The sequence below is a fragment of the Escherichia sp. HH091_1A genome (assembly GCF_030295175.1).
GTDB classification, from domain to species: domain Bacteria; phylum Pseudomonadota; class Gammaproteobacteria; order Enterobacterales; family Enterobacteriaceae; genus Escherichia; species Escherichia coli_F.
Map to the genome: position 1 here is coordinate 3728486 of NZ_AP025747.1, position 19395 is coordinate 3747880.

20 protein-coding genes and 1 tRNA gene are annotated in these 19395 nt (G+C 53.3%); 6 read left to right on the top strand and 15 right to left on the bottom strand.

The window, feature by feature from the left end; all coding sequences use genetic code 11:
• Positions 1–62: 62 nt before the first annotated feature.
• From mutY to nupG, 4 genes are all read left to right on the top strand, one after another.
• Positions 63–1115 carry an A/G-specific adenine glycosylase gene (gene mutY / locus QUF14_RS18760; protein WP_024212245.1) on the top strand — a complete coding sequence of 351 codons (1053 nt, stop codon included), beginning with the start codon at positions 63–65 and terminating at the stop codon, positions 1113–1115.
• 27 nt (positions 1116–1142) lie between these two features.
• Positions 1143–1418 (top strand): oxidative damage protection protein, encoded by a 276-nt coding sequence (locus QUF14_RS18765; protein ID WP_000091700.1) that lies wholly within the window; start codon positions 1143–1145, stop codon positions 1416–1418.
• A 64-nt stretch (positions 1419–1482) separates the two neighbouring features.
• Entirely contained in the window at positions 1483–2562 is a 1080-nt protein-coding gene (gene mltC / locus QUF14_RS18770; RefSeq protein WP_100733886.1) for a membrane-bound lytic murein transglycosylase MltC, read from the top strand.
• 202 nt (positions 2563–2764) lie between these two features.
• Complete coding sequence (gene nupG / locus QUF14_RS18775; protein ID WP_001360964.1) at positions 2765–4021, top strand: nucleoside permease NupG; 1257 nt, start codon at positions 2765–2767, stop codon at positions 4019–4021.
• 48 nt (positions 4022–4069) lie between these two features.
• Here the strand turns inward: nupG and speC are convergent, their stop codons facing one another.
• Together speC and QUF14_RS18785 are read right to left on the bottom strand one after the other, a co-directional pair.
• Positions 4070–6205 (bottom strand): ornithine decarboxylase, encoded by a 2136-nt coding sequence (speC, locus tag QUF14_RS18780; protein ID WP_024212221.1) that lies wholly within the window; start codon positions 6203–6205, stop codon positions 4070–4072.
• A 162-nt stretch (positions 6206–6367) separates the two neighbouring features.
• Complete coding sequence (locus QUF14_RS18785) at positions 6368–6445, bottom strand: hypothetical protein (protein ID WP_212734103.1); 78 nt, start codon at positions 6443–6445, stop codon at positions 6368–6370.
• 152 nt (positions 6446–6597) lie between these two features.
• Between QUF14_RS18785 and QUF14_RS18790 the strand changes: the two genes are divergently transcribed.
• Both QUF14_RS18790 and QUF14_RS18795 read left to right on the top strand, forming a co-directional pair.
• Positions 6598–7305, top strand: a complete 708-nt coding sequence (locus QUF14_RS18790; RefSeq protein WP_000234499.1) for a DUF554 domain-containing protein — start codon at positions 6598–6600, stop codon at positions 7303–7305.
• A 105-nt stretch (positions 7306–7410) separates the two neighbouring features.
• Positions 7411–7486 (top strand) — tRNA-Phe (locus QUF14_RS18795).
• Positions 7487–7617: 131 nt separating this feature from the next.
• Here QUF14_RS18795 and yghD read toward each other — a convergent pair.
• From yghD to pppA, 13 genes are all read right to left on the bottom strand, one after another.
• Positions 7618–8169: a GspM family type II secretion system protein YghD gene (gene yghD, locus QUF14_RS18800; RefSeq protein WP_000942820.1), complete on the bottom strand. Its 552-nt coding sequence runs from the start codon at positions 8167–8169 to the stop codon at positions 7618–7620.
• A 1-nt stretch (position 8170) separates the two neighbouring features.
• A complete protein-coding gene (gene gspL / locus QUF14_RS18805; RefSeq protein WP_000095008.1) occupies positions 8171–9349 on the bottom strand; it encodes a type II secretion system protein GspL in 1179 nt (392 codons plus the stop codon).
• Positions 9346–10323 (bottom strand): type II secretion system minor pseudopilin GspK, encoded by a 978-nt coding sequence (gene gspK / locus QUF14_RS18810; RefSeq protein WP_000633229.1) that lies wholly within the window; start codon positions 10321–10323, stop codon positions 9346–9348. Before gspK ends, gspL begins: the two co-directional genes overlap by 4 nt.
• Positions 10320–10925 (bottom strand): type II secretion system minor pseudopilin GspJ, encoded by a 606-nt coding sequence (gene gspJ, locus QUF14_RS18815; RefSeq protein WP_001255038.1) that lies wholly within the window; start codon positions 10923–10925, stop codon positions 10320–10322. Before gspJ ends, gspK begins: the two co-directional genes overlap by 4 nt.
• Positions 10922–11293, bottom strand: a complete 372-nt coding sequence (gspI, locus tag QUF14_RS18820; protein WP_000820097.1) for a type II secretion system minor pseudopilin GspI — start codon at positions 11291–11293, stop codon at positions 10922–10924. Before gspI ends, gspJ begins: the two co-directional genes overlap by 4 nt.
• Positions 11290–11853, bottom strand: a complete 564-nt coding sequence (gene gspH, locus QUF14_RS18825) for a type II secretion system minor pseudopilin GspH (protein ID WP_001126081.1) — start codon at positions 11851–11853, stop codon at positions 11290–11292. Before gspH ends, gspI begins: the two co-directional genes overlap by 4 nt.
• A gap of 3 nt (positions 11854–11856) precedes the next feature.
• Positions 11857–12312, bottom strand: coding sequence for a type II secretion system major pseudopilin GspG (gene gspG, locus QUF14_RS18830; protein WP_145960287.1), 456 nt, complete (start codon positions 12310–12312; stop codon positions 11857–11859).
• Positions 12313–12328: 16 nt separating this feature from the next.
• The gene (gspF, locus tag QUF14_RS18835; protein WP_024212135.1) at positions 12329–13552 is read right to left on the bottom strand and encodes a type II secretion system inner membrane protein GspF; all 1224 of its coding nucleotides are present in this window, start codon (positions 13550–13552) and stop codon (positions 12329–12331) included.
• On the bottom strand, positions 13552–15045 hold the full coding sequence (gspE, locus tag QUF14_RS18840; RefSeq protein WP_000249352.1) for a type II secretion system ATPase GspE: 1494 nt from the start codon (positions 15043–15045) through the stop codon (positions 13552–13554). Before gspE ends, gspF begins: the two co-directional genes overlap by 1 nt.
• Complete coding sequence (gene gspD / locus QUF14_RS18845; protein WP_100733888.1) at positions 15045–17105, bottom strand: type II secretion system secretin GspD; 2061 nt, start codon at positions 17103–17105, stop codon at positions 15045–15047. Before gspD ends, gspE begins: the two co-directional genes overlap by 1 nt.
• Positions 17106–17134: 29 nt before the next feature.
• Positions 17135–18088, bottom strand: coding sequence for a type II secretion system protein GspC (gene gspC, locus QUF14_RS18850; protein ID WP_000135095.1), 954 nt, complete (start codon positions 18086–18088; stop codon positions 17135–17137).
• A 17-nt stretch (positions 18089–18105) separates the two neighbouring features.
• Positions 18106–18516, bottom strand: a complete 411-nt coding sequence (gene gspS2 / locus QUF14_RS18855) for a type II secretion system pilot lipoprotein GspS-beta (protein ID WP_024212136.1) — start codon at positions 18514–18516, stop codon at positions 18106–18108.
• Positions 18517–18581: 65 nt separating this feature from the next.
• The gene (gene pppA / locus QUF14_RS18860) at positions 18582–19391 is read right to left on the bottom strand and encodes a prepilin peptidase PppA (protein WP_000464640.1); all 810 of its coding nucleotides are present in this window, start codon (positions 19389–19391) and stop codon (positions 18582–18584) included.
• Positions 19392–19395: the final 4 nt, after the last annotated feature.

The following is a 19395-nucleotide window of genomic DNA, read 5'->3' on the forward strand; positions in this document are numbered from 1 at the left end:
GGTTTACACCCTGCCGTCGCTGTGCTGCAATCTTGCCCCCAACAACAGTGAATTCGGTGACCATGCAAGCGTCGCAATTTTCAGCCCAGGTTCTGGACTGGTACGATAAATACGGGCGAAAATCTCTGCCCTGGCAAATTGACAAGACGCCCTACAAAGTATGGCTCTCAGAAGTGATGTTGCAACAAACTCAGGTTGCGACCGTTATCCCCTATTTTGAACGCTTTATGGCGCGCTTCCCGACGGTGACCGATCTCGCCAATGCGCCGCTCGACGAAGTTCTCCACTTGTGGACCGGACTGGGCTATTACGCCCGCGCGCGCAATCTACATAAAGCGGCACAGCAAGTTGCCACCTTACACGGCGGTAAATTCCCGGAAACCTTTGATGAGGTTGCCGCGTTACCGGGCGTCGGGCGTTCCACCGCAGGCGCGATTCTCTCGCTTTCTCTGGGTAAGCACTTTCCGATTCTCGACGGTAACGTCAAACGGGTGCTGGCGCGCTGCTATGCTGTAAGCGGCTGGCCAGGGAAAAAAGAGGTCGAGAATAAACTATGGAGTTTGAGCGAGCAGGTGACGCCCGTGGTTGGCGTGGAGCGGTTTAATCAGGCGATGATGGATTTGGGCGCGATGATTTGTACGCGTTCGAAACCGAAATGTTCGCTCTGCCCGCTACAAAACGGGTGTATTGCCGCCGCCAACAATAGCTGGTCGCTTTATCCGGGCAAAAAACCGAAACAGACGCTACCGGAGCGCACCGGCTACTTTCTGCTGTTACAGCACAAAGATGAAGTATTGCTGGCGCAGCGTCCGCCGAGCGGATTGTGGGGCGGTTTATACTGTTTCCCGCAGTTTGCCGATGAAGAAAGTTTGCGGCAATGGCTGGCGCAACGGCAGATTGCTGCCGATAACCTGACGCAGCTGACCGCGTTTCGCCATACCTTCAGCCATTTCCACTTAGATATTGTGCCTATGTGGCTTCCCGTGTCGTCATTCACCGGCTGCATGGATGAAGGCAATGCGCTCTGGTATAACTTAGCGCAACCGCCGTCAGTTGGCCTGGCGGCTCCCGTGGAGCGTTTGTTACAGCAGTTACGCACTGGCGCGCCGGTTTAGCGCGTGAGTCGATAAAGAGGATGATTTATGAGCAGAACGATTTTTTGTACTTTCCTGCAACGTGAAGCAGAAGGTCAGGATTTTCAGCTGTACCCCGGCGAGCTGGGAAAACGCATCTATAACGAGATCTCCAAAGAAGCCTGGGCGCAGTGGCAGCACAAACAAACCATGCTGATTAATGAAAAGAAACTCAACATGATGAATGCTGAGCACCGCAAGCTGCTGGAGCAGGAGATGGTCAACTTCCTGTTCGAGGGTAAAGAGGTACATATCGAGGGCTATACGCCGGAAGATAAAAAATAAAAACAGAGCCGGAGGTCACCTCCGGCAACTTGCATAAAAACAAACACAACACGCACCCGGAATGATGAAAAAATATCTCGCGCTGGCTTTGATTGCGCCGTTGCTCATCTCCTGTTCGACGACCAAAAAAGGCGATACCTATAACGAAGCCTGGGTCAAAGATACCAACGGTTTTGATATTCTGATGGGGCAATTTGCCCACAATATTGAGAACATCTGGGGCTTCAAAGAGGTGGTGATCGCCGGTCCTAAGGACTACGTGAAATACACCGATCAATATCAGACCCGCAGCCACATCAACTTCGATGACGGTACGATCACTATCGAAACCATCGCCGGGACAGAACCTGCCGCGCATTTGCGCCGGGCAATAATCAAAACGTTGCTGATGGGTGACGATCCGAGTTCGGTCGATCTCTATTCCGACGTTGATGATATTACGATTTCGAAAGAACCTTTCCTTTACGGTCAGGTGGTGGACAACACCGGGCAGCCGATTCGCTGGGAAGGTCGCGCGAGCAACTTCGCGGATTATGTGCTGAAAAACCGTCTGAAGAGCCGCAGCAACGGGCTGCGTATCATCTACAGCGTCACCATTAACATGGTGCCGAACCACCTTGATAAACGTGCGCACAAATATCTCGGTATGGTCCGCCAGGCATCACGGAAATATGGCGTTGATGAGTCGCTGATTCTGGCAATTATGCAGACTGAATCTTCCTTTAACCCGTATGCGGTCAGCCGTTCCGATGCGCTGGGATTAATGCAGGTGGTACAACATACTGCCGGGAAAGATGTGTTCCGCTCGCAGGGGAAATCCGGCACGCCGAGCCGCAGTTTCTTGTTTGATCCTGCCAGCAATATTGATACCGGCACCGCGTATCTGGCGATGCTGAATAATGTTTATCTTGGCGGAATTGATAACCCAACGTCGCGGCGTTATGCCGTCATCACCGCCTATAACGGCGGCGCAGGCAGCGTGCTGCGAGTCTTTTCGAATGATAAGATTCAGGCGGCTAATATTATTAACACCATGACTCCGGGCGATGTTTATCAGACGCTGACGACCCGCCATCCCTCTGCGGAATCTCGCCGTTATCTTTATAAAGTGAACACGGCGCAAAAATCTTACCGCCGCCGATAATTCCACTTACCGCCCCTGACGATGCTCAGGGGCAAAAAATGTTATCCAAATCACAATTTCGTTTTGCAAATTGGGAATGTTTGCAATTATTTGCCACAGGTAACAAAAAACCAGTCTGCGAAGTTGATAGAATCGCATCATCTCGCACGGTCAAATGTGCTTTTTCAAACACTCATCCGCATCACGATGTGAGGAAATTAACATGAATCTTAAGCTGCAGCTGAAAATCCTCTCTTTTCTGCAGTTCTGTCTGTGGGGAAGTTGGCTGACGACCCTCGGCTCCTATATGTTTGTTACCCTGAAGTTTGACGGTGCTTCTATTGGCGCAGTTTATAGCTCGCTGGGTATCGCCGCAGTCTTCATGCCTGCGCTGCTGGGAATTGTGGCCGACAAATGGTTAAGTGCGAAATGGGTCTATGCCATTTGCCACACCATTGGCGCTATCACGCTGTTCATGGCAGCACAGGTCACGACGCCGGAAGCGATGTTCCTTGTGATATTGATTAACTCGTTTGCTTATATGCCAACGCTTGGGTTAATCAACACCATCTCTTACTATCGCCTGCAAAATGCCGGGATGGATATCGTTACTGACTTCCCGCCAATCCGTATCTGGGGCACCATCGGCTTTATCATGGCAATGTGGGTGGTGAGCCTGTCCGGCTTCGAATTAAGCCACATGCAGCTGTATATTGGCGCAGCCCTTTCCGCCGTTCTGGTTCTGTTTACCCTGACTCTGCCGCATATTCCGGTTGCTAAACAGCAAGCGAATCAGAGCTGGACAACCCTGCTGGGCCTCGATGCATTCGCGCTGTTTAAAAACAAGCGTATGGCAATCTTCTTCATCTTCTCAATGCTGCTGGGCGCGGAACTGCAGATTACCAACATGTTCGGTAATACCTTCCTGCACAGCTTCGACAAAGATCCGATGTTTGCCAGCAGCTTCATCGTGCAGCATGCGTCAATCATCATGTCGATTTCGCAGATCTCTGAAACCCTGTTCATTCTGACCATCCCGTTCTTCTTAAGCCGCTACGGTATTAAGAACGTAATGATGATCAGTATCGTGGCGTGGATCCTGCGTTTTGCGCTGTTTGCTTACGGCGACCCGACTCCGTTCGGTACCGTGCTGCTGGTACTGTCGATGATCGTTTACGGTTGCGCATTCGACTTCTTCAACATCTCTGGTTCGGTGTTTGTCGAAAAAGAAGTTAGCCCGGCAATTCGCGCCAGTGCGCAGGGGATGTTCCTGATGATGACTAACGGCTTCGGCTGTATCCTCGGCGGCATCGTGAGCGGTAAAGTGGTTGAGATGTACACCCAAAACGGCATTACCGACTGGCAGACCGTATGGCTGATTTTCGCAGGTTACTCCGTGGTTCTGGCCTTCGCGTTCATGGCGATGTTCAAATATAAACACGTTCGTGTCCCCACAGGTACACAGACGGTTAGCCACTAATTACGCAAAGAAAAACGGGTCGCCAGAAGGTGACCCGTTTTTTTATTCTTACTTCAACACATACCCGTACAACCGTTTCATGCCATCCGCATCGGTTTCGCTATAGACACCTTGCAACTCCGGCGAAAATCCCGGCAACAAATTCACGCCTTCTTCCAGCGCAAGGAAATAACGTTGAACCGCCCCACCCCAGACTTCCCCGGGTACCACGCAAAGCACGCCAGGTGGATAAGGCAACGCCCCTTCTGCCGCAATTCGCCCTTCGGCATCACGAATCCGCACCAACTCCACTTCACCGCGAATATAAGCGCTATGCGCATCCTGGGGATTCATCACCACTGACGGGAAACTCTGCTGGCGGAACATCGCTTTTTGTAGGTCTTTGACGTCGAAACTGACATACAGATCGTGCATCTCCTGACACAACTGGCGCAGGGTGTAGTCGCGATAGCGCACCGGATATTTGTTATAAACGCTCGGCAACACCTCCGCCAGCGGTGAGTCATCCTCAATATGCTGTTCAAACTGCGCCAGCATCGCCACCAGTTGTGCCAGCTTCTCGTGGCTTTCCGCCGGCGTTAATAAGAACAGAATGGAGTTGAGATCGCACTTCTCCGGCACAATACCGTTCTCACGCAGATAATGCGCCAGAATCGTCGCCGGAACGCCAAAGTCGCTATATTCACCGGTTTCAGCATCAATACCTGGTGTGGTCAGTAACAGCTTACACGGATCGACAAAATACTGCTCCGCGGCATATCCTTCAAAGCCGTGCCACTTCGCCCCCGGCTCAAAACTGAAAAAACGACGGTCGCTGGCTAACACTGATGTCGGATAATCCTGCCACAATTTGCCATCAACAACGGGCGGGATAAACGGGCGGAACAGCTTACAGTGCGCAAGAATCGCCTTGCGCGCTTCAATCCCCAACGCAACGCACTCCGCCCACAGCCGACGCCCACTCTCCCCTTCATGAATTTTGGCGTTAACGTCCAGCGCGGCAAACAACGGATAGAACGGGCTGGTAGAAGCATGGAGCATAAAGGCATTATTTAACCGCTTATGCGGGCAAAAACGCGCCTGCCCGCGAATATGGTTATCTTTTTTATGGATCTGCGATGTCTGCGAGAAGCCCGCCTGCTGTTTATGCACCGACTGCGTCACAAAGATCCCCGGATCGTTTTCGTTAAGCTCTAACAGCAGCGGCGAGCTATCTGCCATCATCGGGATAAACTGTTCGTAACCGACCCACGCGGAATCAAACAGAATGTAATCACACAGATGCCCAACGGTATCGATCACCTGACGGGCGTTATAGACAGTGCCGTCATAGGTTCCCAGCTGAATAATCGCCAGGCGAAACGGACGTGGCAGGTCTGCTTTTTCTGGCGCAACGTCGCGAATTTGCTGGCGCAGATACTCTTCATTAAAACAGTGCGCATCAATACCGCCAATGAAACCAAACGGGTTACGTGAAGCTTCCAGATAGACCGGCGTCGCCCCCGCCTGAATCAGCGCGCCGTGATGATTCGACTTATGGTTGTTACGGTCGAAGAGCACCAGATCACCACGCGTTAACAGCGCATTCGTCACAACCTTATTTGCTGCCGATGTGCCGTTAAGCACAAAATAGGTTTTATCGGCATGAAAGACTTTGGCTGCGAATTTCTGTGCATCCTTCGCCGAACCTTCATGAATAAGCAAATCGCCCAGTTTCACGTCGGCGTTACACATATCGGCACGAAAGACGTTCTCGCCAAAGAAATCGTAAAAATGGCGTCCGGCAGGATGCTTTTTAAAGAACGCACCATGTTGATGCCCAGGGCAAGCAAAGGTACTGTTGCCCATCTCAACGTACTGCGTCAGCGTGTCATAAAACGGTGGCAGCAAATTCTCTTCATACTGACAGGCTGCGGATTCCAGCTCCAGCCACTGCTGCTCGTTGCCGTTGATTACCGCCATAACGCCCGCAGGTAATTCAACAACATGTTCGGAATACAAAAACACCGGTAGATGAAAACCGGTGCGCTTAAGCAACGCAAGAATGCCACTGCGACTATCCGCAGCGGTAATGACGACTGCCGCGACGTCCGTAAAATCAGTATGTTCCAGCGCCACCACGCAGCGATGGGTGGAAATTCGGGAAACCAGTTCACCACTGGCGGCAATACTCATTGATTTCATAAGCGCAAAACCCATTTCGGGGAAGTAAGAATACCGGACAAGGTGAAAAACCCTGCCCCACGAGATATGGGTCAAACTGGTCACCAGCTCCGACCGCCAGACATCAGTAAAAGCAGAAACGCTCTGATTTTACTGTTGTCCTGCAGTGAGCGTGCGTTAACTTCACCGCATGAGCAGAAAAAGGGAGGAGTTTCGCGCGAAACGGCGATAAGCAAGAGAATGTAAGGAGGTGGCGTGCATCGGGCAAACTCCGTACAGAGAGGAGAAAATTCGCGCAATCATGGCACCTTTCGCTAAAGCGCGCAAGCCAGGACTTTGCGAACAAACAAGCCATCGAAGGAGCCAAACGTTCATAATAAGAAAATCAAACAATACAGTTAACAGGAACTCTTGTGGTCATCGGCCCTTTTATCAACGCGAGTGCAGTCTTACTGGGTGGCGTTATCGGCGCACTGCTCAGCCAACGTTTACCGGAACGTATCCGCGTCTCCATGACATCAATTTTTGGTCTGGCATCGCTGGGGATTGGTATTTTACTGGTGGTGAAATGCGCCAACCTTCCAGCGATGGTTTTAGCTACGCTACTTGGCGCTCTAATTGGCGAAATTTGTCTGCTGGAAAAAGGTGTCAATACCGCGGTCGCCAAAGCGCAAAATCTGTTTCGCCACTCGCGTAAGAAGCCAGCGCATGAATCTTTTATTCAGAATTTTGTCGCGATTATTGTCCTGTTTTGCGCCAGCGGCACCGGGATCTTCGGTGCGATGAACGAAGGTATGACCGGCGATCCGAGTATTTTAATCGCCAAGTCATTTCTTGATTTTTTTACGGCAATGATCTTCGCCTGCTCACTGGGCATCGCGGTATCGGTGATTAGCATTCCATTACTGATCATCCAGTTAACGCTGGCGTGGGCTGCCGCACTGATATTACCGCTGACCACACCGTCGATGATGGCAGACTTCAGCGCCGTGGGCGGTTTATTGCTGCTGGCAACCGGCTTACGCATCTGTGGCATTAAAATGTTCCCGGTGGTCAACATGCTTCCAGCACTCCTTCTGGCAATGCCGCTTTCCGCAGCCTGGACCGCCTGGTTTGCCTGACAATGCGTGCAATAGCGGCAAAGTGATGATAGATTGTACAGTCTGCACTAAATTGAAGAAATTTGATTGACGAGACGAGGCGAATCAGGTTTAATGCGCCCCGTTGCCCGGATAGCTCAGTCGGTAGAGCAGGGGATTGAAAATCCCCGTGTCCTTGGTTCGATTCCGAGTCCGGGCACCACTATTCTTAAGAACCCGCCCACAAGGCGGGTTTTTGCTTTTGGATCTGGCAATAACCTTCACGAAAAAACTTAGCTTATAAGGTCTGGGGGGATTACTCTCGCCACGTTAACGAGAGTAATTTTATTGATATTAATCTCCTGATACTTTACCCCGTCCAAATTCCAGTCGCTGCACGTTCACCATCCCCGGCTTCTCACCTGCGCTGACATCAATTTGTGTCACCCGCAGCGCATACTTTTCATCCAGCGCGTTTAACCAGTTCAGCAGATCATTAAATACCACAGGATCTATCCAGACCTGGATATTCTCCCCGCGCTCGGCTATCCGCTTAATGACCACTGAATGCGCCGAAGCACTGTCGCTGATGACCCGCGATACCTGTGCTTGCGTTGTCGTGCCGGATTTTCGCGCCGCAATAATATCCGGCGCGGAGCTCTTCAGTCGCGCGTTCATCGCCACCAGCTGCTGCAACATCGTCTCCTGTTGCTCAATCCGTTCGCTCAACGGCTGCCAGATGAGAACGTAATATCCGGCGCTAAACAGGAACACTACCGCTGCCAGTAACATGCCTTTTTCACGCGGAGAACGCCCCGCCAGGTGTTGTGTCAGCCAGTGTTCGCCACGGCTTAACTGGCGTTCACGCCATTGCTGAAAATAGTGAATAAATTTATCGCGTAACATGTTATTTCCTCCGCAACGTTACGCCGCCGGAAACCGCATCACCCTCTTTCTGTAACGCGTCCTGTTGCACAACATAATCTGCCGCCAGTGCGCTACGCAGTTTGTCGAAGCTGGCAAAGTTTGCGGCCCGCAACTGGAGATGAAGCGTCTGGCGTTTTTGATCAAAGGTGAAACCACGCATCTCAATGTCGGAAAGTGACGCTGATTTCAGCGTGCTGGCAATCGCTGACAACTCAGCGAGCAGATCGGTTTCGTCGGTCTGTGGGCGATATTTTTTCAGCGCCATCGTCACCTGAGAGCGTAAATTCACAATCCGCTTCTGCTCCGGGAATAGCGTTAAGAACTGTTTCTCCGCCTGGGTGCGGCTTTGCGCCACCTGTTCGCTGACGCTCCATAACGTCACGCCCCGTTCCACTGCCAGCGCAACCAGAATCAGCAATATCGGCAGAATCATCACCCGCCAGCGCGCCCACTGTTTTCGGTAGCTGACGCGAGGCTGCCACGGCCCTGTTAGCAGGTTCCCTTCCGGTTCGCCATAAGTGGTAACGGCTGGCAGGGCCGTCACTGTCAGACGTTCAGCGTCTGGGCCAGCCCATGCAGATAGCTCTTCCGGCGCGATTCCGACTACGGTCAGCGAAAGCGGAGACGCCTGCTCATTGAGCTGTGCGCGGAACATGAGCGGAGCCAGCGCCCGCCCGGCGCTCCATCCCCGGCATTCATCGATGCGGCAAATAATTCGCTGTGCATCGCCAGCCATAAATCCACAAGGAATGGACATCCAGTCCGGTGCAACGGTGGCGCGGGTAATGCCGTTTGTCTGCAACCACTGCGCAATGTTGCGCATATGCTGCTGGTGAATCACTGCCACGGTTGCCAGTTGCTGGTCGATTTTCAACGGCGCAAAATGCAGTTCGTCGATATCCTGGTTCAGTTCTTCTTCCAGTAAGGCGGGCAGAATAGTCGGTATCTGCTTACGTGCGACATCAGGCAGTTCAACCTGCCAGATGCTGATCCATTCGCCGGGAATGTAGAGTCGAATCGCATCAGTTTGCAGCCATTGCTGGAGACGTTCGTCAGCAACGTCAGGCCAGATACCGTGCACCACGTCGTGTGTACGGCGTTGCCAACGGAGGGGATCAGCGGCGCAAAGCGGGAAATAAATCTCAAGGATGGAACTCACTCACTTTCTCCTGTCTGATGCCAGAGAACCGAAAAATGTTGTGGGCCCATGCGGACAATTAACGAATTCATCGTCAGTTCAATCTCATTCACGGTGATATCTGAACGCAGCCAGAAGTAATTGCTGTCCACGCTCAGGACGGTTTTTAGCTTTTTTTTAGTACGCTCATCGACGTCAACGAGTAGCGGCTGTGCGAGAAACTGATCGACATCTTCCCAGCCCTTCGCAGGACGTTGTTGTAATAACGCCCGCGCCTGAACAGGGCTTAACCACGGGTCAAACAGCGCCTCAAGAATCACACTTTGCGTGACGTCTAAGGTATTGATGTTGATTTGCTGGTGGGTCATCGGCAGCGCACAGACCAGCGGTTTGAGTTTTTGATAAAGGCCGGCGTCCATTCCCTGTACCACGCGCATTTCGCTGATATCGGTCAGCGGTTGATTCGCGGCGTAGAACGGTACCGAACGGGCGAGATACTCGCTGTCTTCACGGCCCAGACGCGTCTGCACGCTGCGGTCCTCGTCAATAAATTCCCACAGGCTTTCGGCTATCAGTTCGGCCCGATAAGCAGGCACATCCAGGCGCGAGATCAGGGCAATCAGTTGTTGTACCGCGAGCGGACGCGACGCCGTTGTTGGTTGAGCAAGGGCATTCAGGTTAAAGCAGGCCTGAGCGTCACGCAGAGTGACGGCAATTTGCCCCTGCGGCAGTGGCAACAAACGAGGGCCGGAAGCCCACGGCTGCGCCAGATGCACGCGCTTTTCATTTTTCAGGCTCAGACTGAGTGCGCTCAGCGCGAGGCTTTCTGCACTGGCGCTATACCACAGCGCCTGCTGGTACTCCTGCTGGCTGCGCGTTCGCCCAAGTTGTTGCTGCATCCGCCCGGAAAGCGTGATGGTTACCAGCATCATGACCGCCAGCAATACCAGCACCACGACCAGTGCCATTCCGCGTTTTGGTGGTGAGGTGATCATGATAATTGCGGCCCGCGTAACAACCAGATGCGTTCAATCTCGCCCCATTGCGGCGAATGCAGAGTCATGCGCACTGCCACAGGGATCGCCTGCACTGATGACCAGGTTTCCTGCCAGCGAGTGCCGTCGTAAAACTGCAAACGAAGTGAATCCGCCGGAATCAACTTTTGCGTTGTTGGCTTCACGCTGCCTGCGGCATCGGTCAGCGGCCAGGCTAACCGTTCGAGATAACCGTCATGAATGCGGTAACCGACGGTGAGCAGATTACTGCGCGGCAGACGCATCAATGGATTAACCACACCGCCGCGCACAAAGCGTATTCCTTCACTCTCAGAGGCCAGCACGCCAGCGCCCGCCAGTAACGCAGGTTCTCGCTGACCCTGATCGCCTCTTACCGGACGCGGCATCATTTGTGTCAGATCGTGGGTCAGAAAACTCATCGTTTGCTGCATGAGGTTCAGTTTTTGATCGTGTCCGGCGACGGCGCTATTCACGCGTGTGACGCCGTTTGTCACCTGCTGTGCCATCAGTGCCAGCGAGGCAAAAATGGCGATTGCCACCAGCATTTCCAGTAACGTGAAACCAGCGCGAGTCCTTCTCACTGTTGGCCTCCCACGGCGCTAAACCAGGCGCGTCGTGACTGAATCACCGACGAAAAGTCTTCATGAAGACTGACTTCAATATCCACCGCCTGGAGCAGCGCGTTACCGGTATTCAGCGGTGTGGTTCGCCAGTACCAGCGGCTTCCAGCCATATCACTCTCGCCCTGGTGCCTGACCGCTCGTTGTTCACGGGTCATCAGGTAGAGCAGTGCGGTCTGGTTTTCAGCTACCCAGCCTGCCACCGTTTTTTCCTCAAGGATTTGCTGATTACTCAGCGCACCGCTGGAGATCTGTAACACCGCCATGGCGGCCAGCGCAAAAATCGCCAGCGCGAGCATCACTTCCAGCAAGGTAAATCCGCGCTTCATGGCATCCTCTCATCACATTGATTGAGGGATAACGCGCCATCGTGCGCCAGCTTTACCGCCCAACACGCGTTTTGCGCCGCCGAGTAGAAGCGCAGCGTAAACGGCGTGGCGGGTTCAAAAGGCGAAAAACGGATCTGCGGCGTCTTCTTTTTCGCCTCTTTTTGCAGCTCCAGTTCAATATCGTGCAGCGTCAGGCGGCGACGCTGCAGCTCCAGCGCATATTCCTTCTGCCAGATATCACTGTCGGGTTGTAACAGCATCTGCACCTGTTTCGCCACCGTAACCTGTGCCGATAACCGGGTCGCAGAAACGGGCAACCACTGCCCCTGACGACGCTGCATAAACTGATAGCCAGGCGGGTCGATTAGCACACCGAGTGTTTGCCCTTCGATCACTGCCCTGTCCTTAAACTGCGCAAAGCGAGTCAGAAAATCCTGCGCCGCTTTTTTCGCAGGCGGCTCTGAAGCGGTCGCAAACGTCTGTACCACGCCCGCACTGGCAAGGCCGATAAGGAAAATCACCAGCATAATTTCCAGAAGTGTGAATCCGCGTTTGGGCACTGATTACTGAAACTCCTGCAAATTCCAGTTACCGATATCTGCGCCAGCACCTTCCCCGTTTTCCTGACCATCCGCCCCTAAGGTGTAAACATCAAACAGTCCTTTTTCAACCGGGCTGAGATACTGATAATCATTGCCCCACGGATCCTTTGGCAGCCGTTTGATGTATCCACCAGGACGGTAGTTGCGGGAGTCCGCCATATTGGCCGGTTGCTGGATCAGCGCCTCAAGCCCCTGTTCGGTGGTCGGATAACGCCCGTTATCCAGTCGATACATATCCAGCGCGTTCTCCAGCGCCACGATATCGCTGATGGCTTTTTGCCGATCGGCTTTCTCTTTGTTGCCCAAAAGATTAGGCACCACCAGACTTGCCAGGACGCCAAGAATAACAATCACCACCATCACTTCCAGCAGGGTAAAACCTGCCCGTGGTCTTTGTGTGCGGGATAACGAATTCATGTGATAACTCCGTAAATTACATTCCAACCATATTGTTCAGTTGCAGCATCGGCTCGAGGATGGCGATGACGATAAACAGCACCACACCCGCCATCATCACCACCAGAGCAGGCTCAAACAGCCCCAACGCCAGCCCCACCTGGGTATCAAATTCCCGTTCCTGGTTGACTGCGGCCTGTTCAAGCATGGTTTCCAGTTCACCGCTCTGTTCGCCGGAGGCGATCATGTACAGCATCATCGGCGGGAACAGGCGCAACTCCGCCAGCGCAGCGCGTAGACTGCTTCCTTCGCGGACGCGATCTGCCGCCAACAGCAGTTGTTGCTCGACATAGCGATTTGCCGACACGGCAGCGGCGGTCTGAATGCCTTCCAGCAACGGAACACTGCTGGCGGTGAGGATGCTTAAGGTGCGGGAAAAGCGCGCCGTATTCAGTCCGCGCGCAACACGCCCCGTCACGGGAAGACGCAGCAAGGTTTTATCCCAGCACAGGCGCATAGCAGGATTTTTGAGTAGTCGTTGCCCCAGCACCAGAAGCCCCAGCAAACCCGCCAGCCAGTACACGCCGCTGGCCTGTAACGCGTCGCTCATGGCGATGAGCATTCGGGTAGAGGCGGGTAGCGCGTGTCCGAGATGATCAAACTGTTCGATAATTTTCGGCACCACTGCCGTCAGCAAAATAGTGACTACGCCCGTTGCCACCACCAGCAGTACCAGCGGATAGAGCATGGCCTGCAGCAGGCGTGATTTCAGGCGCTGTCGCTGTTCGGTGTAATCCGCCAGGCGATTGAGCACCTCGTCGAGATGCCCGGATTTTTCTCCGGCAGCCACCATCGAACAAAACAGGGAGTCAAAGACGCGGGGATGTTCGCGCAGGCTGTCCGACAGGGTGTAACCTTCCTGAATCCGGCTGCGTAGCGCCATTCCGAGGCTTTTTACATGCAGTTTTTCACTTTGCTCACTGACCGCCTGTAAGCAGGTTTCCAGCGGCATTGCTGCCTGCACCAGCGTTGCCAGTTGGCGAGTGAACAGCGCCAGATCTGCCGCCGCCACACGACGATGTGCGTGTCGCCGACGCTGCAACATTCCCCCTGACGAAGCATTCATCCGGGCTTCAATGTGTACGGGGATAAGCTCTTTACCGCGCAACAACTGGCGGGCATGACGCGCGGAATCCGCCTCAATCATACCTTTGGTTTTGCGACCATTACGCTGTAACGCCTGATAGTAAAACAGTGCCATTACGCCTCCATCGTTACCCGCAGCACTTCATCGAGAGAGGTTTCTCCGGCAAGCACTTTCTCAATGCCGTTGCTGCGGATACCCGCAGAGTGTTGCCGGACATAACGTTCCAGCTCCAGTTCCCCGGCCTGACGGTGGATCAAATCACGCAATGTGGCGTCTACCACGATCAGCTCATGGATGGCAGTACGCCCGCGAAAACCTTTGTGATTACAGGCGGGGCAGCCCTGCGGATGGTACAGCGTGACGGTACGCACATCGGTAATTCCCAGCAGGCGTTTTTCTTCATCAGTGGCAGGCGCGGGCTGGCGGCAGTCGGTGCACAGTGTGCGAACAAGTCGCTGCGCCATCACGCCCGTCAGGCTGGAAGAGAGCAGGAAAGGCTCAACGCCCATATCCTGCAAACGCGTGATCGCCCCCACCGCCGTGTTGGTATGCAGCGTGGAAAGTACCAGGTGTCCGGTCAATGACGCCTGGACGGCGATTTCTGCGGTTTCGGTATCGCGGATTTCACCGACCATCACCACATCCGGGTCCTGACGCAAAATCGCGCGCAGGCCACGGGCGAAGGTCATGCCGACGCGGGTGTTAACCTGTGTCTGACCGATCCCTTCAATCATGTATTCGATGGGGTCTTCAACCGTGAGAATGTTGCGCGAGTGGTTGTTCAGCTCCTGCAATCCGGCGTACAGCGTGGTGCTTTTGCCGGAACCTGTCGGCCCCGTCACCAGAAAGATGCCGTGCGGTTTGTGCAGTAACTGGCGCAGCTGCGCGGTCAGTTGCTGACTTAAACCCAGACGCTCCAGCGTCAGGCGGGCCTGGTTTTTGTCCAGCAGTCGCAGCACCACGCGCTCGCCCCAGGCGGAAGGCATAGTGGAGACACGCACGTCAATCGCCCGACCACCCAGCAGCAGCGCAATACGGCCATCCTGCGGTACGCGCTTTTCGGCGATATCCAGCCGCGCCATCACCTTAATACGTGATACCAGCAGCGAGGCCAGTTTGCGCCCCGGGCGCAGCATTTCATGTAATGTGCCGTCAACACGAAAACGGATCACCAGACTCTTTTCAAATGTCTCGATGTGGATATCCGAAGCGCCTTCTTTAATCGCCTCTGCCAACATGGCGTTGATCAGTTTGATGATTGGCGCATCGTCGTCACTTTCCAGCAGATCTTCCGTTTCCGGCAGTTCTTCAGCGAGGGTAAAAAAGTCCTCGGCGGAACCGAGATCTTCCATCAGCTGGCGAGCTTCGGAAGAGTCCCGCTGCCAGACCGCATTCAGCCGCTGTTCAAATTCGGCTTCGTCGATTTGCCGCAGCGTAAAGGGCGCGTTCAGCCCCCGTTGCAGCTCCTGCAAAACAGAGAGCGACAACGGATGCACATGGAGGATCTCCAGCGACGCTTCGCACCATGCCACCAGGCTAAACCGACGGCTGAAACTGTAGGGCAGACGCACGGTGTTAGCAGTGGTTTCCTGTGCTACAGGCACCATTAACGCGTTCTCCCGGCATTAAGGAACGCACGAACTTCCGGCGGTAGAGCCTGATTTTGCGCTGGCAGTACCGGCTGCGCGGTGTGCGGCATCGGGCTTAAGCCTTGCTCATCGCGATAGATCTGTTCGGCGCGCATATAGTTATATTTGCGCTGCGACACGCCGTCTGCCGCCATACCATCACGCAGAATGGTCGGGCGGATAAACACCATCAGGTTACGTTTTTCTTTTTTATCCGCCGTCGATTTAAACAGGTTACCAATCAATGGGATATCGCCAAGCAGCGGCACTTTCGCCACGCTTTCTCCCGCCTGATCGTCCATCAGACCGCCAAGCACGATCAGCTCACCATCGTTTGCCAGCACGGTGGTTTTCAGTTTGCGCTCGCCAAACACGACGTCGAGGCTGGTCTGTCCTTCCACCTTCGACACTTCCTGCTCAATCACCATCTGTACCGCGTTTCCTTCGTTAATCTGCGGCGTGACTTTCAGCATGATGCCGACTTTTTTCCTTTCTACTGTATTGAAAGGATTGCTGTTATTGGAGCCAACGGTAGAGCCGGTTAATACCGGAACATCCTGACCCACCATGAAGAAGGCTTCCTGGTTGTCCAGCGTAGTGATGCTCGGCGTGGAGAGAACGTTCGAGCTGGAGTCGTTTTTAACCGCCTGTACCAGCGCCATCCAGTCGCCTTTCACCACGCCAACCGCCGTACCGCTAAAGCCAGAAAGAAGCTGGGCGAGCGTGGAGAGATCGCCGTTAGTATCCGGGTTAATGGTGGTGGCACCGTTTTCGCTGATCACCGTTGAACCTTTCTGCGGTTTCGCCTGAGAAATGGCTGCGCCCAGCGTACCGATAGGGATCTGCGTACCGTTAGCAAACTGCATTAATCCGGCATCTTTCGACGCCCACTGCACGCCGAAGTTGATATTGCTGCCTTCGGCAACTTCCACGATCAACGCCTCGACATGCACCTGAGCACGGCGAATATCCAGTTGTTCAATCACGCTTTGCAGCGACTGCATAATGTCCTGCGGCGCGGTGACAATCAGGGCATTACTGTGTTTACTGGCGGCAATGGAGACAACCTCACGCCCGCTACCAACTGTGCCTTCCGCCTCTTCTTTAGCCGCTGTGAGCGTGCCGCTGACCTGTTTCAACACATCGACCAGATCTTCGGCTTTGCTGTATTTGAGATAGAACACCTGGCTGTTGCCGCTGCGCTCCATTTCTGAGTCCAGACGACGGATCAGGCGGCGCATTTTGTCTCGCGTGGCAGGGTCACCACTGACAATCACGCTGTTGGTGCGTTCATCAGCGACAATTTGAGATTTCAGCGTTGCTGGCTGGTTCTCGCCGCTGTTTTTGGTCAGGCTTTCCAGCACCCGGGCAATTTCCGAGGCTGAGGCGTTATCCAGCGGAATCACCTCTTCGGTGCGGTTTCCCGCATGATCCACACGCTGGATCACTTCCGTCAGGCGCTCTACGACGGAGGCGCGTCCGGTGAGCATAATTACGTTGGAGGGATCGTAATTAACAACGTTGCCTGAGCCTGCGCTGTCGATCATCTGGCGCAGGATCGGCGCCAGCTCGCGTACCGAAACATTACGTACCGGCACTACTTTGGTGACCATTTCATCGCCCGCGTAGTTGTCGCTGCCTTCACCGACCAGCGGCAGCGGCTCAACTTTTGCGGCGCTGGATTTCACCACCTTCAGCACGTCGTTTTCCATCGGTACGACGGCATACCCCTGTGCTTCCAGCAGGTTAAGGAATAGCTGGTAATACTGGCGTTCATTGAGTGGGGTCATGGTGCGAATACTCACTTTCCCCTGTACGCCCGGCCCCATAATGATGGTTTTATTAAGGTTAGCGCCGACGGTTTCGATGAACGATTTCAGGTCGGTATCTTTAAAATTAGCGGTGAAAGTGGCTTCTTCCGCCCAGACCGGTGAACTGCATAATACCGCTGCCAGCACCAGCGGCAGTAAACGCTTTTTTGTTTTGAGGCCAGTTGTCTTCTTACGCCAGACTGACAACGTAATATCACGCCAAAACACGATGAATGATTCTCCTGGATTAAATGCGGTTAGCGCAGCGCGATGGAAATGTCGTAGCGCGCACCCTTGCGTAAAACCGTAAGTTGAATGGAATCCATTGAAGGTAACTGCCGCATCAGAGCAATCATTGCTCGTGGATCAGTGAAATCCTGCTGATTTAGCGCAATGGCGATATCGCCTTCCTTGAAACCGCTGGCATCGAACAGAGAACGATCTGCCCCCGGTTTCACTGCATAACCGACAATCCCCTCCTTACGCACAGGCGTAAGCTGGATATAGTTAAAAATTTTCTGCGGATCTTTCGCCAGTGCCTGACGCACGGCAGCCGGGATCTCAACGGGCGCACTGGCCGCAGGCTCAGCAACAGCTTGCTTTGCTTCGTCACTGACGGCTTTTTTGTTGGTCACGGCTACGGTGGAACGCTCCTCTTCTGCCAGACTGAGCCGCTCTATTTTTCCCTGATAGCGCAGCATCACATGGTCGCGATTGATTTCCTCAATCACTGCGTTGTGAGAGCCAAGCCGTTCACCCTGCAAATAGACCTGCTGTTTGCCACCTTCTTCAATAACCGCGCCGGGTCTGGCACCAAAGGCGATCCCGCGCAGCACCACATTAAGACGCGTTTCTGCTACAGGTTCAGGTTGCTTTACCGGTGTGGCGACGCGCTGATATTTACCAAACCAGTTTTGCTGGCTGATTAATTGCACATCTTTTTTATCGAACGTTTTTACATCCGCATGGGGCTGTTTATTCACCGATTGAGAAACCGCCGTATATTCCGCAGAAAAGGAGAAATAGCGCCAGAGTGAATACGCCATTTTTGCAGAAATAATAAGCAGCATCAGCCAGAACATCGCGCGTACAATTTTGCGAAGATGCTCTTTGTTTGTATTAAGAGATTGTCTCTGGTTAAGAGTGTGACGAATTTTAGTCAGCCATTGAATGAGATAAATTCGTGCGTCACGAAAAACAACCCGCGCCAATTTATATCTACCCGACGTTATGCTTTGACTATTCCACAGGTGGTGCGATCCAGTTTCCGCTGATACTGGTTACCTGTACGTGTATCATTAATCGTTATGCTGTAATTAATTCCCTCAGTGAGCATTAATTTCACCGTCGGGTCAGCGCACATTTGTCGTTGGTAGCTGGTTAAAAAGGCGTCAGGCATCTGCGTGGTCTGAGCACCCGCTTCGCTGATAATGGTCATTTTTACCGTCGTGCCGCTACTTTGCGCCAGCACTAAGGTATATCCCGCAGATTTAATCGGCAGGTTTTGGCTGATATTTTGCGCCTGTTTTTTCGCCAGTAAACTGGCATTTTCATTATGGCTGGCACAGCCACTTAATAATCCTGTAGCGCTCAATAATAGCGATATTAATACCCTCCCTGGCATCTGTTTTATCGACATGGTAAATAATCTCTAAGGTTATTAATAAGAGTTAAAATGTCACTTTGATAATGACGGGGTTATCATTAAAACAATGCCTGTAGATAAAGTGTTGCTATACCGCCCAGACTTAAACACGGTCCAAAAGGCAGTGTGGTTGATCCTCTTTTTGTAATAACGGCATATATCAGGCCGCAGCATGAGGCGATTAAAGCCACATTGGGCAGCGACAACGCGCCCACCCAGCCACCTAACGCGGCGAAGAGTAATACATCGCCCATGCCTAATGCTTCTTTACGCAGAACTATTCCGGCTATCCAGCGCAAGGAGTAAAAAGTGATAAATCCCACCAGGACGCCGGTGACTGCGTCTTGTAGTGTTAACGGACTCTGCTGCGCCCATGCCGCAATCAGTCCTGTCCACAATACGCCCTGAGTAAAAACATCGGGCAGCCATTGGTTATCAAGGTCGATGACGCTCGCGGCAATCAGCCAGGCGGATAATATCATCACCGCCAGCGCCCATCCACTTTCTGGCCAGACCTGGCTCGCCAGCAAAAAAGCGAGTGCCGTCAATAACTCCACCAGCGGATAACGCTTGCTGATTTTCGCCTGACAATCACGGCAGCGCCCTTTGAGCATCAGCCAGGAGAGCAGCGGAATATTGTCACGTATCCGGATGGTCTGCTGACAATGTGGGCAGTGCGAACGCGGTAGCGCAAGGCTTATTTTTGACTGCGTACTCGGCATTTCACCGTGAAACTCCGCCATTTGTTGGCGCAGCATGATGGGGTAACGCCAAATCACCACATTCAAAAAACTGCCGATAATCAATCCTCCGACGGTAGCCAGGACGGGCATCGCCGCGGGGTATTGCTGAAAAACATCAAAAAACATGGTT